At 40.0% G+C, this 15,260-nt stretch carries 14 protein-coding genes; 10 read left to right on the top strand and 4 right to left on the bottom strand.

All coding sequences use genetic code 11. The features are described from left to right. Positions 1 to 148 precede the first annotated feature (148 nt). Positions 149 to 1,045, top strand: a complete 897-nt coding sequence (locus tag MN204_RS06630) for an AEC family transporter (RefSeq protein ID WP_249870318.1) — start codon at positions 149 to 151, stop codon at positions 1,043 to 1,045. Positions 1,046 to 1,369: 324 nt separating this feature from the next. Continuing rightward, positions 1,370 to 2,161: an SDR family oxidoreductase gene (locus MN204_RS06625; RefSeq protein WP_249870317.1), complete on the top strand. Its 792-nt coding sequence runs from the start codon at positions 1,370 to 1,372 to the stop codon at positions 2,159 to 2,161. Between the two features lie 62 nt (positions 2,162 to 2,223). Here MN204_RS06625 and ytaF read toward each other — a convergent pair whose 3' ends face one another. Then, a complete protein-coding gene (gene ytaF / locus MN204_RS06620; protein WP_249870316.1) occupies positions 2,224 to 2,853 on the bottom strand; it encodes a sporulation membrane protein YtaF in 630 nt (209 codons plus the stop codon). Between the two features lie 308 nt (positions 2,854 to 3,161). Here ytaF and MN204_RS06615 point away from each other — a divergent pair, with 308 nt between their 5' ends. Further along, positions 3,162 to 5,330, top strand: coding sequence for a DNA topoisomerase III (locus tag MN204_RS06615; RefSeq protein ID WP_249870315.1), 2,169 nt, complete (start codon positions 3,162 to 3,164; stop codon positions 5,328 to 5,330). 171 nt (positions 5,331 to 5,501) lie between these two features. Here the strand turns inward: MN204_RS06615 and MN204_RS06610 are convergent, their stop codons facing one another. Continuing rightward, positions 5,502 to 5,708: a DUF2188 domain-containing protein gene (locus tag MN204_RS06610; RefSeq protein WP_249870314.1), complete on the bottom strand. Its 207-nt coding sequence runs from the start codon at positions 5,706 to 5,708 to the stop codon at positions 5,502 to 5,504. Between the two features lie 239 nt (positions 5,709 to 5,947). Here MN204_RS06610 and MN204_RS06605 point away from each other — a divergent pair, with 239 nt between their 5' ends. From MN204_RS06605 to MN204_RS06580, 6 genes are all read left to right on the top strand, one after another. Next, positions 5,948 to 7,144, top strand: a complete 1,197-nt coding sequence (locus tag MN204_RS06605; protein WP_249870313.1) for a M20 metallopeptidase family protein — start codon at positions 5,948 to 5,950, stop codon at positions 7,142 to 7,144. Between the two features lie 4 nt (positions 7,145 to 7,148). Next, a complete protein-coding gene (locus tag MN204_RS06600; RefSeq protein WP_249870312.1) occupies positions 7,149 to 8,444 on the top strand; it encodes an amidohydrolase in 1,296 nt (431 codons plus the stop codon). Next, positions 8,437 to 9,684 (top strand): M20 family metallo-hydrolase, encoded by a 1,248-nt coding sequence (locus MN204_RS06595; RefSeq protein WP_249870311.1) that lies wholly within the window; start codon positions 8,437 to 8,439, stop codon positions 9,682 to 9,684. Before MN204_RS06600 ends, MN204_RS06595 begins: the two co-directional genes overlap by 8 nt. Position 9,685: 1 nt before the next feature. Beyond that, on the top strand, positions 9,686 to 10,984 hold the full coding sequence (locus tag MN204_RS06590) for a hypothetical protein (RefSeq protein WP_249870310.1): 1,299 nt from the start codon (positions 9,686 to 9,688) through the stop codon (positions 10,982 to 10,984). Positions 10,985 to 11,013: 29 nt separating this feature from the next. After that, entirely contained in the window at positions 11,014 to 12,528 is a 1,515-nt protein-coding gene (locus tag MN204_RS06585; protein ID WP_249870309.1) for an AbgT family transporter, read from the top strand. A gap of 96 nt (positions 12,529 to 12,624) precedes the next feature. Then, positions 12,625 to 12,864 (top strand): ferredoxin family protein, encoded by a 240-nt coding sequence (locus tag MN204_RS06580; protein WP_249870308.1) that lies wholly within the window; start codon positions 12,625 to 12,627, stop codon positions 12,862 to 12,864. Positions 12,865 to 13,082: 218 nt separating this feature from the next. Here the strand turns inward: MN204_RS06580 and MN204_RS06575 are convergent, their stop codons facing one another. Continuing rightward, positions 13,083 to 13,373 carry a hypothetical protein gene (locus MN204_RS06575; protein ID WP_249870307.1) on the bottom strand — a complete coding sequence of 97 codons (291 nt, stop codon included), beginning with the start codon at positions 13,371 to 13,373 and terminating at the stop codon, positions 13,083 to 13,085. Between the two features lie 76 nt (positions 13,374 to 13,449). After that, positions 13,450 to 13,590 (bottom strand): hypothetical protein, encoded by a 141-nt coding sequence (locus MN204_RS06570; protein WP_249870306.1) that lies wholly within the window; start codon positions 13,588 to 13,590, stop codon positions 13,450 to 13,452. A gap of 232 nt (positions 13,591 to 13,822) precedes the next feature. On the opposite strand from MN204_RS06570, the gene MN204_RS06565 reads away from it, so the two are divergent. Continuing rightward, positions 13,823 to 15,247 (top strand): ATPase domain-containing protein, encoded by a 1,425-nt coding sequence (locus MN204_RS06565; RefSeq protein ID WP_249870305.1) that lies wholly within the window; start codon positions 13,823 to 13,825, stop codon positions 15,245 to 15,247. The last annotated feature ends 13 nt before the right edge of the window (positions 15,248 to 15,260 follow it).

Here is a 15,260-nt window from a genome sequence, read left to right as displayed (position 1 = left end):
TCATGCTTTCCTATATTTGTCAACTTTTTTTATTCGTTAAAACTATTGACGTACATGTTTTGATAATCTCTTAAACTAAAAATTAATTTCGAACGATGGAATCAATATGGTAAACTAATAGATAGTATACCTGTTTGGAGATGTTGAGATGAGTTTATTTTTGAATGTTATTCTACCTATCATGGCGGTTTTTGCTTCCGGATTCATTCTGCAGCGAATCAGACTGCTGGACGTAAAATCAGTATCGGCAGTTTGTCTGTATATATTATCTCCGGCACTGGTGTTTGTTACGTTACATGATGCACAGTTTGACAGTGGATTTTTAACGATCCTTATCTACATGTTTGTATTGTTCTATATAATGGTTTTATTGAATAAAATACTGGCAAAATTGTTAAAATGGAGCCCGAATACAGAGAGTGCCTCCATATTGGCAACCGGATTTATGAATTCAGGAAATTATGGGCTACCTGTTGTCCTTTTCAGTGTCGGAAGTGCCGCACTGCCGTATGCGATTTTTATTATGGTCGTTCAAGCATTGCAAAACAACTTTTTTGGGGTTTATTATGCATCGCGAAGCAGTAGTGGAATGAGACGTGCAGTGGAAAATGTCCTGAAAATGCCGACGACATATGCTGCGATTTTGGCATTTATTTTTCAGTTTTTTTCAATTGGAGTACCAGATTCAGTACATTCGACATTATCAATGGTCGGTGAAGCAGCAATTCCTGTGATGATGATTATGCTAGGCATGCAGCTTGGTTCGATAACAGGATTAAAGCTCAATTGGCAGGTAGTCATTTCAGCGGTCACTCTAAAAATGGTCGTTGCACCTCTAATTGCTTTTCTATTTGTATTTATTTTCGATGTCGATCCACTTATCGCTACCGTTCTTATTATTATTTCAGCCATGCCAACTGCTGCTACAACTACGATGTATGCAATCGAGTTTGATACAGAACCGGAGCTTGTTTCCAGTATTACATTTATATCTACGTTAATAAGTATTGTAACACTCACTATCCTTCTGAATCTGATTTCATAATCAATCGATGTTTCTGCGTCTGGCAATTTGGGTAACTTATATATATACCAATTGTGAGACATTTCAGCAGGAAGGGATGAACATTATGTTACGTACAATTTTAATGATTATCGGAGCGATTGTGGTTATCTCATTAATTCTTTCGCTAATCTAAATTAAAAAGCAACCATTATTCTACTAGTAAACCCGCAGATAACGCTGCGGGTTTACTATTTTCTCAATCATCACAAGGAAATAGAAGCGTAATTTAGTCAAAACCTTTAGAAGGAGAATTTTCATTATTTTTGCTATAATGGGCAAAAAGACAAGAAGTGAGGGAATAAAATGGATTTAGAGCTTAAAGGTAAATCTGTTATTGTAACAGCTGCAAGTAAAGGGCTTGGCAAGGCAACTGCAAAAGAATTCGCCAAGGAAGGGGCCCATGTCCTGATCAGCAGTCGAACAGAAGAGTCATTAATTGAAGCTGTTGAAGAAATCAAACAGGATACTGGAAATGAGCATGTTGATTTTGCCGTATGTAATATGAAAAGTGCGGAAGATATCGATCAGCTCGTTAAAAAGGCGGTTGCATGGAATGGCACGGTTGATGTGCTTATTAACAATGCAGGTGGTCCGCCAGCAGGAAGCTTTATGGATATGACCGATGATGACTGGTATCACGCGTTTGAACTGAATTTGCTCAGCTTTATCCGAACAACGAGAGCAGTTGTCCCTTATATGAAAAACCAAAATCGGGGTCATATAGTGAACCTTGCATCCTCATCCATTAAACAGAGTATCGACCAACTGGTGCTGTCCAATACCATGCGTCCGGGAATTGTTGGTCTTGCAAAAACACTGTCCCAGGAATTGAGTGCTGACAATATTCTGGTTAATACAGTCGGACCGGGAACGATTGAGACAGGGCGTATACTGGAGTTGACCAAGGTTAGAGCCCAGAAGCAAAACGTCTCTGTTGAAAGCTTGATTGCAGAAGCGGAGCAAAAGATACCAATGAAACGTTTCGGTCAGCCTGAAGAATTTGCCAAAGTTATTGTCTTTTTATCTTCCGGAGCAAATACATACATCACAGGTCAATCGTTCGTAGTGGATGGTGGACAGCTAAAAGCTTTATAAGGGAGGTCAGGCTGTGTAAAGCAGCCTGATTTCCTTATTTGACGGTAATAATTATCTTAAACTTAAATCAAATTCAATATTCCGATGCCAATTAATAATGCTGGTGGTACGAAGGTTAGACGTTGAAGTTTTTTATTTCGTGACAGAAAAATCCCTAAATTCATTCCGAAATTTAAAAAGAATCCACTCATGCATGCTGTCATAAAAGCAGTAATCAGTGGTGGATATCCAAGCATGGAAGCACCGATTCCAGCTCCGAATGCATCCAATGCCAAAGCAAGCCCGAGCAAAAACGCTTCACCTGCAGATATCGTTCCGGAACGGTCCAAATCAGCATTATCAGGTGTTGTTATAACTGTTTTAAAATCATGGATTCGAGTGGTGGGCATTTTCTCTTCAGGCTCATTCATCGGCTTTTTAAACCTGGAACGAATGATGTTTACAAGAGAAAACAGACCCAATGCTATTAAAATGGAACCTCCTAGGATTTTCGCCGATTCCTCAGAGATGAAAACGCTTATGAAGTCACCAACAACCATCGAAGTGTAAACAATAATCCCTGAACAGAGCATAATGATTAGTAATGGTATAGTCGGTACTTTTATTTTTCGTATTCCATACGTAATCCCAACACCAAAACTATCCAAACTTACTGCCGTAACTAATAATAGCAACCCAGTATAATACAGCATACGTAACATCCTCTTTATGAGATTCTAACTTATAGTATGGAACTTAGGCATGTCGTGTGCTTGTAAGTGAGGGTGGATGGAACCTGCACGCATACGTTCAAGTGTGATAAAGTAAAGAGTAGAAGTTTATAAGAGGTTGTTCAAAAAGTACCAAATGATAAGCGTCGAGTTTCTTCGTTGGCTTGCTTTCCCGCTACTCACGTATTAATAGCATACGTTCCGCCCGTCAAAGCTACGCCGCCTTGACCTTCTAGTTTCTAATTTGGCACCTTTTTGAACACATTCTATGAAGAGAGGATTTTTAAGAAATGAGCAAAATAGTTGTTTTAGCAGAAAAACCTTCTGTTGGCCGTGATATTGCAAGAGTTCTTGGCTGCAATCAAAAAGGAAATGGCTATCTCGAAGGTTCAAAATATATTGTAACGTGGGCACTAGGTCATCTCGTTACACTTGCAGATCCGGAAACATATGATGACAAATACATAACATGGCGTATGGAAGACTTGCCTATGCTCCCGACGGATTTAAGACTTGTTGTCATTAAAAAAACAGGGAAACAATTCAGTGCGGTTAAGACCCAGCTGAACCGCAGCGATGTGAAAGAAATCGTTATAGCAACAGATGCGGGGCGTGAAGGAGAACTCGTAGCAAGATGGATTCTCGAAAAAGCTCGTGTCAAAAAGCCAGTCAAACGACTGTGGATTTCCTCTGTTACCGATAAAGCAATTCGTGATGGATTCCAAAATCTAAAACCTGGAGCAAGCTATCTCAATCTGTATGAATCCGCTGTGGCTCGTTCTGAAGCAGACTGGTATGTCGGACTGAACGCGACGCGCGCGTTGACGACAAAGCATAATGCCCAGCTTTCCAGTGGCCGAGTACAGACTCCCACTCTTGCCATGATTGCAGCAAGGGAACAGGAAATTAAGGAATTCAAACCGAGAAAATTTTACGGATTGGAAGCACAAACAGATAAAGGATTCAAGCTCATATGGCAGGACGGAAAAAATAATTCACGCCTTTTTTCAAAGGATAAAGCCGATGCGCTGATTGATAAAGTGAAAAATAAATCTGCAGAAGTTATTCAAGTCGATAAAAATCATAAGAAAAAATTCGCACCTCAGCTATATGATCTTACTGAATTACAGCGCGATGCCAACCGGATATTTAATTTTTCCGGGAAACAGACATTGTCCATTATGCAAAAGCTGTATGAACAGCATAAGGTGCTGACCTATCCAAGAACAGATTCCCGTGTAATTACGAGCGACATTGTTCCGACTTTGAAAGATCGCGTTAAAGCTTGTGGTGTTGATGAATATTCAAAGACAGCAGCAACTATTTTAAGGAAAGATTTGAAGCTATCCAAAGCCATTGTTGATAATGCAAAAGTTTCCGATCACCATGCAATCATTCCAACGGAGGAACCTGTGATTTTAACTGATTTGGATGACAGGGAGCGAAAAATCTATGATCTCGTTGTAAAGCGATTCTTAGCTGTATTATCCGATCCTTATGAATTTGAGCAAACAACGATTACTGCTGAAATTGGAGCAGAGCGTTTTGTTGCGAAAGGAAAGGTAATTAAGAAACAAGGTTGGAAAGAAATTTATCATAACATTGCTGATGATGACAGTCATGATGACCAACGTTTACCTGTAATTAACAAAGGTGATCAATTTAAAAGTATTCGTATTTCCCTTACTGAGGGTGAAACGAAACCACTAGAGCGGTTTACGGAAGGTGCATTGCTTCATGCAATGGAAAATCCGGTTCGCTACATGAATTCTGAAGAAAAGCATTTGGCCAATACAATTAATAAAACAGGTGGTATTGGAACGGTCGCTACGAGAGCCGATATCATTGAAAAGCTGTTTAATAATATGTATATGGAACAAAAAGGAAAATACATTTACCTGACTTCAACAGGCCGCCAACTGCTTGAGCTTGTACCGGAAGATCTCCGCTCGCCGGCATTGACGGCAGAGTGGGAACAAAAGCTTGCGCTTATAGCAGAGGGCAAACTGAAAAAAGCAAAATTTATCGCTGAAATAAAAGATTATACGAAAGAAGCAGTAAACGAAATTAAAAATAGCGATGAGAAATTCAAGCATGATAATATGACAGGAACCAAATGTCCAACCTGCGGGAAACTCATGCTTGAAATCAATAACAAACATGGTCGTAAGCTTGTTTGCCAGGACCGCTCTTGCGGCACAAAGAAGAACATTGCCAAACAAACGAATGCCCGCTGTCCAAAATGTCATAAACGTCTGGAGCTCCGTGGCGAAGGAGAAGGTCAACTGTTTATGTGTAAATGTGGACACAGGGAGAAACTATCGACGTTCAACGCCCGCAAGCAGAAAGAGAAGAAACATAATGTATCGAAGAAGGATGTTAACCAGTATTTGAAGAAACAGGATGATGGCTTTACAAACAATGCCCTTGCCGAGGCATTGGCAAAATTGAAGAAATAATAAAGCAGGGAAAATCTTATCAGGTCGATGAGATTTTCCCTGTTTTTGCTGAAATGCCATAGTTTAATGGTGGAAAAGCCATAGTTCACAATTTAATTACCATAGTTCATATTTCAGCGACCTCACCGACCCTCAGCTCAGCTAACGAAAAAGGACGCCTCCACAGGCATCCTATAAACCTTTAAAATTTCTTTCTTCCATAACATGATGGTCTTCATCAAGTATTTCCACAATGCTTGGAGTGTTTTCCATTGCCATTTGTTCAGCAGCCTCGATAGCTTCAGATTTTGTATCGTAAACTTCCTCTGGCGCAACATCCTCTAGTTTCACAAACCATGCGGATGCATCTACATTTGGTGTAACACGATACGTTCTCATATGAAAACTCCTTCTTTTGATGATTTATACCTTAGCTTCAAGGGGGGTTCCCTTCTTTTATTTTCTTCCCGGCATGAATAAGAATAAAACGTAAATGTATTCCGATTAACTTACTGTAGATTTGATAGCAATTTTCTAAAAAAGTTATATACAAATAAAACATTTTTCTGTATAATCCCTTTTAAGGTATAATTAAGGAAAATTGCCGTTAATGGTAATTATCTTTTGGAGGTTTTAACATGCAACAAGAGCTGACAACTTATATAGATAATATTAAAGATGAAGTGATTGAAATGCGTCGTCACTTGCATCAATATCCTGAACTTAGCAATCAGGAAAAGGAGACATCTGTATATATTCAGCAAAAGCTAAGTGAATACGGTATACAATATGAAACTGGTTATGCAAAAAATGGAGTGCTTGGAATTATTAAAGGGAGAAAACCAGGTAGAATGGTAGCATTACGAGCAGATATCGACGCTTTGCCGATTCAGGAATTAAACGACCATGATTTTGTTTCCAAACATCCCAATGTGATGCATGCGTGTGGCCATGATGCACATACAGCAATGCTCCTTGGGGCGGGGAAAGTGCTGAAACAAATAGAGGATGAAATTCAAGGAACGGTATTGCTGGTGTTTCAACCTGCTGAGGAAGATGCGCCTGTTGGTGGTGCGAGTGTGATGATGGAGGATGGCGTTTTTGATACATACAAACCAGATGTTATATTCGCACAACACGTATGGCCGTACATGCCAGCAGGGGAAATCGGAGTTCATGACAGGGAAGTGATGGGAGCTTCTGATCGATTCAAAATCACCCTGCAAGGAAAAGGCGGTCATGCGAGCATGCCGCATCAGACGAGCGATGCTGTCGTAGCGGCGGGACATTTGATTACCGCACTTCAGACAATAGTGAGCAGGAATCTCGACCCGATGGAAGCATCTGTTGTTACGATTAGTATGATTGAGGCAGGAAGCGTGCCGAATATCATTCCTAGGGAAGTTACGCTAAAAGGCTCTATTCGTACGTACAAACCTGAAATCAGAGAGAAATTAAAAGAGCGCTTTTTCGGTCTTACGAATCAAATAGCTGAAGCGTTTGGAACGAAGGCAATCGTTGAATACACGGAAGGGTATCCAGCAACGATCAACACACCAAAGTGGGCGCAGCTTGCAAGGCAATCAGTCCGGAAAGCAATTGGTGAGGACGCAGCGCCTGCCTGCCAACCATCTCTTGCCGGCGAAGATTTTGGCCGCTTTTTGAAAAAGTACCCAGGTGCATTTATTTGGCTGGGATGCCAAATAGAAGATGCGGAAGCTCAGGCACCGCTCCATGATGCGAACTTTAAACTGAATGAACAGGCATTGCCCGATGGAACAAAGCTTCTCGTGCAAATCGCTGTTGACGCATTAAATGAACTGAATAAGGAGTGAGAACATGACTGATTTTGTGAAAAAAATCGAAGCACAGTTAGTTTCATGGCGCCAATCTTTTCACCAGTACCCGGAATTAGGATTTATGGAATATGTAACGACATATCGACTCGGTAAAGAACTGGAAAAGCTTGGGTTCAGCTTGCATATCGGTGATGATGCAATCGATCCAGATGCCAGATTGGGTATTCCAGAGGCAGAAGATCTCATTGCTCATGAACAAGAAGCTATCGATGCCGGTGTTGATGAATCATGGATGAAGAAAATGCAGGGAGGGCTAACAGGTTTGGTCGCAACCTTGGATACAGGGAGAACGGGTGACCATGTGGCTTTCCGGTTTGATATCGATGCATTGCCAATTAAGGAATCTACGGACGAATCCCACCTCCCATTCCATGATGCCTTTGCTTCAAAAAGCACTGGTGTCATGCATGCTTGCGGGCATGATGGGCATATGACGATTGGTCTTGGGGTAGCTGCCTATATTGCCTCCCATCAAACGTCATTAAAAGGACGATTCACTTTATTATTTCAACCTGCTGAAGAAGGTGGCAGGGGAGCCAAGGCGATGACGGCAAAGGGCTGGCTTGATGATGTGGACTACTTTTACAGTGGCCATATTGGAATCCAATCGTTACCTGTAGGCACGATTGCAGCTACAACGGAAGGTTTTCTCGCATCATCGAAACTAAACGTTTCATTCACAGGAGTCTCTTCCCATGCTGGAATGCGTCCGGAATTAGGAAGAAATGCTTTATTGGCAGCATCAGCTGCAGCAACGAATCTGTACGCTATTCCTCGTCATAGTGATGGGATTACACGTATAAATGTCGGTAAAATGATTGCTGGAAGTGGCAGGAATATTATTCCGGGTGAAGCTTATATGGAAATTGAAACCCGAGGAGAAACACAGGAAATCAATGACTATATGCTGACAGAAGCAAAGCGTATCATACAAGCGGCGGCAGCGATGCACCAGGTGTCATGTGAACTAACATCTGTTGGCGTTACAGAGGAAATGGTTTGTAATGAAGAACTTATTCAAAAAATTAAACATGCATGCATAGGCGGAGAATATGTTAAAGAAGTTCTCCCGAAAGCACAAGTGTCAGGCTCTGAAGATGCAAGCTTTATGATGAACCGGGTTCAGGAAAATGGCGGTAAAGCAACATACATGTTATTCGGAACAGAATTAAAATATCCCCATCATCATCCGGCATTTGATTTTCAGGAAGATGTTCTGCCAGTTGCACTGGAGACCTTTGTGAAAATTATTGAAGGGGGCTCGAAAATTGACTAGTTTAAGTTCCTGGATTGAAAATAAACTTCTTCAGTTGAATGTGACGGAAACGATGGATAAACAGAACGGTTTCAGCAGATTAAGTTTTACAAAAGAAGAAAAGGCCGCACATGTTCAATTTGAGAAAATTGCAAGTGAGCTGGGCTTGAACGTACATCAGGATGCTGCAGGGAATACATGGGCAGTATGGGAGGTCGATCATTCTGCTCCTACCATTGCTTTAGGATCCCATTTGGATACCGTTGATTCTGGTGGGGGTTATGATGGCACGGCTGGCGTATTGACTGCACTTGCAGCAATAAGAGAGCTGAAGCGAAGTAAGTTCATACCAAAGAAAAATATCGCTGTCATTTGTTTTATCTCTGAGGAATCGGCGCGCTTTGGCATTTCGACGATTGGCAGCAAAGCTATTACGGGAAAGTTGAATAAACAGGAATTATCCACAATGAAAGATCGTGACGGAGTTTCCGTACAACAAGCTATTACAGCGTATGGCATTGATTTTCATTCCATTGATCAGGCTGTCATTCCTATAGAATCTCTTGAATGCTTTATTGAACTGCATATTGAGCAAGGAACTACATTGGAAAATGCAGGAGCTTCGATTGGAATCGTTAAAGGTATCGCTTGTCCGGTAAGGCTGAAGGTAACGGCTGAAGGTATGGCGAATCACACCGGGACAACACCAATGAATCGTAGAAAAGATGCCTTTGTAGCGATTGCTCCACTCGTTACGTTTGTTCAGGCTGAAGCATTGAAGGTAAACGAAACGAGTGAACAGCCGCTCGTTGCAACAGTTAGCACCATTAGTCTGAAACCAAACGCGATGAATGTTATTCCCGGAAGAGTTGAACTTGGAATAGATATCCGCAGTGTCGACGATGAACTGAAACGAAATTTTGCTGAAAAAATTAAAAGCTATTGTTCTGAAATAAACAATAAAGACGGAGTAACGATTGAATTTACGACACTCGTAGATAACGATTCCGTCCTGCTTGAAGACACCATGCATGATAAATTATTGCAGGCAAGTGAATCGTTAGGGTATCAAACGATATCAATGAACAGTGGTGCAGGTCATGATGTGATGAATATGGCTGCAAACTGGCCTTCCGGATTGATTTTTATCCCCTGTAAGGACGGAATAAGTCATCATCCGGCTGAATATGCAGCAATTAACGATCTTGAAAAGGGTACAAGGGTCATCGCAAACTTCCTACAGGTGGAGGCGGGGAACTAATATGAAAGTGAAAATTGGGGTACTTGGCCCAGCTGACTCCGTAAAACAAATTATGACGGTAGCCGATGAATTTAAAGATACACGTATCGTGCCTTTCGTATATGAAAACCTGAAAGACATTGATCAGATTATTAAAAAGAATCTCCTCAAATACGATCAATGGTTTTTCTCCGGAATAATGAACTATTCCTACGCACTGGAAAAAAAGCTGATTTCTCCTGAATCCGCCATCTATCCGAATATGAATGGATCCACATTTTTTGGAACATTGCTGGAAGCCCAGCTGGAAGCAAATACGGTGTATAAAAAAATAAGCATGGATACAATCACAAATAAGGAAATTGAAAAAATCTTATCCTATTACAAGTTGGGTGATATAACCTATCGAAATCGTCCGTTTCAAAGCTACTCAGATTCCGAGGAACAAGTCGCTTTCCATCAACAACTGTATGAACAGGGAGAATCAGAAGTTGCCGTAACGTTTATCAATGCAACCTATGCCGCATTGAAAAAGATAGGGATTCCAGTCTACCGGGTGATTCCTTCCTATTTATCTATTGAGCAATCCTTTCGACTATTAATTGAGCGCGCACGTTCCTCACGTTATAAAAACGCGCAAATGGCAGTCATTGGATGTAAGGTAAAATTCAATACGAATGAAGACATACACTATTCATTTAAGATAAATTATAAAGAACTGGAATTAAGACGATCTCTGCTGCACGTGACGGAAAAGGTTAATGGCTCATTAATGCAAATGGGTGATGGTTTATTTTTCATATTCACGACTCGTGGGGAGATAGATGCCCATGTGGAATCTGAACTATTTACAAGTATAGATGAGATCAAGGAACAGGAAAATATTCAGCTGACGATCTCCATCGGGTTCGGTGAGACAGTATCACAGGCGGAACAAAATGTGAGAAATGGCTTCCATAATCAGCAAGAAGAAACAACATCAATCATCATCATTGATGAAGATCAGAAAATAACTACAAAGAATGCAAGCGATGAAACCATCTCTTTTAAAACGATTGAGCTTGGAGATGAGTGGAAGCAAAAAATACAGAGTAGTGGCGTCAGTCCAGGCGTAGTTTCAAAAATCACAGCTTACTCGAGGCAATACAACCGTCCAGAGTTCACGGCACAGGATGTATCCAGATGGCTGCAAAGTACAGATAGAAACGGTCGGAGGATTGTAACCCTTCTGGAAAGGGCTGGAATTATCGAACAATGCGGTGAAATACAATCCGGAATTCGTGGAAGGCCACGAAGAGTGTTTAGTTTTAAAGATTATTAAACTATTAGGGAAAGAAAGGGATGAAAAAAATGGCTGCAAAAGAAAAAAAGAATGGTATGACCCGATTTTTAAATGGAATTGAGACAGTAGGGAATAAACTTCCAGATCCATTTATGTTATTTATATTACTGGCGGGGCTTGTTATCGTCGCATCATGGATTATCTCACTTTTTGATGTGACTTTCACATTACCGGGAGAGACAGAAGAACTTGCCATCAAGAGTTTGATTTCTGCTGAAGGGCTGCAATATATTCTCACATCGATGCTCGATAATTTCGTAGGTTTCGCACCTTTGGGAGTTATCCTTGCGATGATGCTTGGAATCGGGCTTGCTGATAAAGTGGGACTACTGGAAACCGGGATTAAGAGTACGATATTAAGGGCTCCTAAATCACTTGTAACGTATGCGATCGTATTTACTGGTATTCTCGGAAACATAGCTTCAGATGCTGCATTTGTAATTGTACCACCACTTGCAGCCATGGTTTTCTATAATATTGGGCGTCATCCTTTAGCAGGTCTAGCTGCTGGATTTGGCGGTGTTGGTGCCGGATTTACTGCAAACTTCATGATTACTGGTACAGATGCATTGCTTTCAGGTGTATCTACCGAGGCAATCAAAACTGTCAACCCAGACCTTTTTGTTACTCCGGTTGACAACTGGTATTTTATGCTTGCCTGTGTTGTTCTATTAACCGTCATCGGAGGGTTAGTAACGGAAAAAATTGTCGAACCGAGACTTGGCAAATATGAAGGTGGCATTGGGGAAATTGTAAAAGATTCAACTGCAGTGGAGATGAGAGGGTTACGTAATGCTGTATTAGCAAGTCTACTATATATTGCAGTCCTGGTCGCAGCGATACTAATTCCTAATTCCCCACTAACAAATGAAGATGGGGGAATTGTACCGTCACCATTCTTATCTGGAATCGTTCCGCTCATTCTGCTTCTCTTTATTATTGCAGGTGTTACTTATGGGGTAACCGTAAAGAAAATTACAAGTTCTAAAGATATTGGTTCCTATATGGGAGAAGCGATGAAGGATTTATCCGGATTTATCGTACTCGTGTTTGCGGCTTCACAGTTTATTGCCTACTTTGGCTGGACCAATATGGGAGCATGGTTTGCCATCAGTGGAGCGAATATACTTGAATCCATAGGTTTGACAGGCATCGCTGTTATTATCGGTTTTGTGTTATTTACAGCAATTTTAAATCTATTTATTTTTAGTGGATCAGCTCAATGGGCACTGGAAGCACCAATATTTATCCCGATGTTTTACTATTTGGGTTACAGCCCTGCGTTTGTTCAGGCGGCTTATCGTATTGCGGATTCATCTACAAATGTTATCACACCGATGAACCCGTATCTGATTATTGTTCTTGGTGTTGTAAAACAGTACGATAAAAAGGCTGGTATTGGTACATTAATTGCCTTAATGCTGCCATACACCATTTTCTTCCTGATTGCTTTTACGACGATGCTATTGGTATTCTACTTCTTTGGAATTCCGTTTGGACCTGGCGTAAGTGTGCATGTATAAAAATTAATAAATATAAGTCAAATGGTTTACTTCCCAAAGCGAAAGCATTATCATTTAATAGAGTACTGTTTTAGCTTATAAGGAGGTAAATAATAGATGGCTTTTGTAATATTAGATCCGTGCCGTGGTGAAAAAGCTGGAGAATGTGTCAGCGTCTGCCCGGTTGATTGTATAGAAGAAGGTCCGGATCAGTTTTACATAGATCCCGATGTCTGTATCGACTGTGGTGCATGTAAAGCGGTTTGTCCTGTTTCAGCAATAGAGGAAGAATACGATCTGACTCCTTCCCAGGAGAAATACTTGGAAGAGGCAGAGGAATTCTTTGCGAATAGATAGTGTAAAGAAGGCTACCTTAATTTAATTAAGGTAGCCTTCTATTTTATTACAGGGTACAACACAATGTAATAATAGATGTTAATTTGGAGGTATTTAATTCCGCTATTATCAACTGATCTTTTTAACGGTACCATAAAAGGAATTACAGTTTTGGTGAAATACGATGAAGTTCGTTTCGATGAGTTATAGAAGAACGAGAAGGTTTCGTTTCACGTAGTTTAAAAATCATATAGCTTTTTTACAATTCCAATCTCCCGTTCATTTTTTGTAGATTTATCCCAAATGAGATCTTGATCGGCTTTCAGTATACTTAATTGTTCCATAACCTCCTGATGCCGGGTTTCATTTTCTACTTTCATAGAAGCTTGTCCATCTTTGATAGAGGTAATTTCATTTTTCATAGAAGTCTGTTCTTCCATGACATTTCCGACAGTATGAATAAGCTGTGCCATCATGTCTTCGAGCTTGTCGAAACGTTTTACTAACTGATTAAATTCCTCTTGACTCATTATTTCACCTCCTTTATTTATATAATATATCCTATTTAAACAGTTCGTGTTATACAAAAATGGTAGTGTTTAGTCGTTAATTTTCTTCCTTTATTTCTTCCGCTAATTTACTAGCAATCCAACGTTTTGCGATTGTTTCATCAATTTCATAAACTTTGCCTGCCCGAAGCAATTCTCCGTGATATGCAGTTTGCACGTTCATTTTTACTTTGATCATTTTGGGACTCCTTTTTATAGCATATTTTCCAATTAATTATAGCATACCTGATAAAAGTTGTTTGTATGGATTCATAGGTAAACAGTTAAAGTCTTTTAAATAAGGGTATAGAAATAAATAGGAATGGTAGGGGATATGTATTTGTATATTCCTGGTATAAGATATGGAATATCATCCTTCTTCCTTTACTAGTACATAATACGATACTGGAAAATAGATAAGGAGGATATCAATGCAATCAGCTACAGGAATAAACGGCTTAGACATTATTTTGGGAGGCGGCCTTCCTACAGGATCAGCAATCATTGTGGAAGGTGCTCCCGGGACAGGCAAAACGACACTCGGTATCCAATATCTTTACAATGGAATCCAGCAGTATAACGAAAATGGGATATTTATTACCTTCGAGGAATTTCCCGATCAGATTTATACTGACATGAAAAGATTTGGATGGGATTTACAAGCCTTGGAGAGGAACAACCAATTACGGGTTATCTCTCTTTCACCTGAAACGTTAATTCAACAAATGCGGGAAACAGATGGGTTGTTCGAAACGCTAATAAAAGAGATTGATTGCAGACGGATTGTCATTGACAGTATCAGTCTTCTAAAGTTTTTAAATAGGGATAGTGAGATAAAAGGACGTGAAATATTATATACATTACGAAATATTTTACGGAAATTCAAACTCACTTCACTACTTATTCAAGAGCAATCTGACCTCAATGCGGAGCATGTACCATTTGAGCATTTTATTTTTGATGGTCTTATTCGTTTATCTTTAAAAGAACATTTACAGTTATTTCGTCAACGAACAATGGAAGTATTAAAAATGAGAGGCAGCAGTATTCTTGAAGGGGAGCATATTTATCGGATTACCGAAGAAGGAATCTATGTCGTGCTTGCCAGTAGAACTGTTGCTGATATTCAGGATTCGGAATCAGAACTACGCTTAAAAACAGGTATCCAGTCGCTTGATGATATTTTAGGCGGTGGCTTGGATCGAGGAAACATCTATATGCTGGACACAAATAGTAAAGCTAATTATCGGAACATCATTACATCGATTCTTGCTGAAAGAATAAAAGCGGGGGACCAGTTATTAACGATTCTTTCTAGTATCCAATCTATTGAAGAACTGGCAGCACTTTTAAAACTTCATCAAGTAGACTTAAATAAGGTGATAGAAGAAAAGAAAATGTATTTTATTGAGCATTATAATCGTCCCCTCCCTGAAAGCTGGAGGAATTCGGTATTTCATGTAAATGATCTCGATAATGAAAAATATAATCATTTCTTGAAATACGAGCTATATCCAAAGATTCATTCTGATTTAAAAAATGAGAAAAACTGGTTTATTTATTATGATTTGAATGCAATTATTAATGAACGTGGAACAGATTATGTTTTAAGACATTTCGCAACAGAAACAGCAAGTGCAAGATCAAAAGGGATGACGGTACTGGTGCTGTGTAATTTCAAGGAAGTCGGAAACAATGTAGCTTCATTTCTGGAACGTTCATGTAACGGTGTGTTAAAAACATGGGTCGATGGGTCGTATCAATATTTGCAAATAACGAAAGCATCCAATGGTGATATCTCGAAGCCATACTTATTGGAAAACATGCAGGACTTCCCGTATATACGTTTAATATAGAAGGAGGTAAGAC

It is taken from the genome of Oceanobacillus saliphilus (assembly GCF_023522835.1).
GTDB lineage: Bacteria > Bacillota > Bacilli > Bacillales > Amphibacillaceae > Oceanobacillus > Oceanobacillus saliphilus.
The sequence above is the reverse complement of the archived record's forward strand: the minus strand, read 5'-3'. Positions and strand labels throughout refer to the sequence as shown.

Bases quoted from the DNA above. Each gene is read 5' to 3' on its own strand.
- MN204_RS06590 (WP_249870310.1), top strand. From the start codon at position 9,686: ATGAAAGTGAAAATTGGGGTACTTGGCCCAGCTGACTCCGTAAAACAA.
- MN204_RS06610 (WP_249870314.1), bottom strand. From the start codon at position 5,708: ATGAGAACGTATCGTGTTACACCAAATGTAGATGCATCCGCATGGTTT.
- MN204_RS06625 (WP_249870317.1), top strand. From the start codon at position 1,370: ATGGATTTAGAGCTTAAAGGTAAATCTGTTATTGTAACAGCTGCAAGT.
- MN204_RS06630 (WP_249870318.1), top strand. From the start codon at position 149: ATGAGTTTATTTTTGAATGTTATTCTACCTATCATGGCGGTTTTTGCT.
- MN204_RS06600 (WP_249870312.1), top strand. From the start codon at position 7,149: ATGACTGATTTTGTGAAAAAAATCGAAGCACAGTTAGTTTCATGGCGC.
- MN204_RS06575 (WP_249870307.1), bottom strand. From the start codon at position 13,373: ATGAGTCAAGAGGAATTTAATCAGTTAGTAAAACGTTTCGACAAGCTC.
- MN204_RS06585 (WP_249870309.1), top strand. From the start codon at position 11,014: ATGGCTGCAAAAGAAAAAAAGAATGGTATGACCCGATTTTTAAATGGA.
- MN204_RS06565 (WP_249870305.1), top strand. From the start codon at position 13,823: ATGCAATCAGCTACAGGAATAAACGGCTTAGACATTATTTTGGGAGGC.
- MN204_RS06580 (WP_249870308.1), top strand. From the start codon at position 12,625: ATGGCTTTTGTAATATTAGATCCGTGCCGTGGTGAAAAAGCTGGAGAA.
- MN204_RS06570 (WP_249870306.1), bottom strand. From the start codon at position 13,590: ATGATCAAAGTAAAAATGAACGTGCAAACTGCATATCACGGAGAATTG.
- ytaF (WP_249870316.1), bottom strand. From the start codon at position 2,853: ATGCTGTATTATACTGGGTTGCTATTATTAGTTACGGCAGTAAGTTTG.
- MN204_RS06615 (WP_249870315.1), top strand. From the start codon at position 3,162: ATGAGCAAAATAGTTGTTTTAGCAGAAAAACCTTCTGTTGGCCGTGAT.
- MN204_RS06605 (WP_249870313.1), top strand. From the start codon at position 5,948: ATGCAACAAGAGCTGACAACTTATATAGATAATATTAAAGATGAAGTG.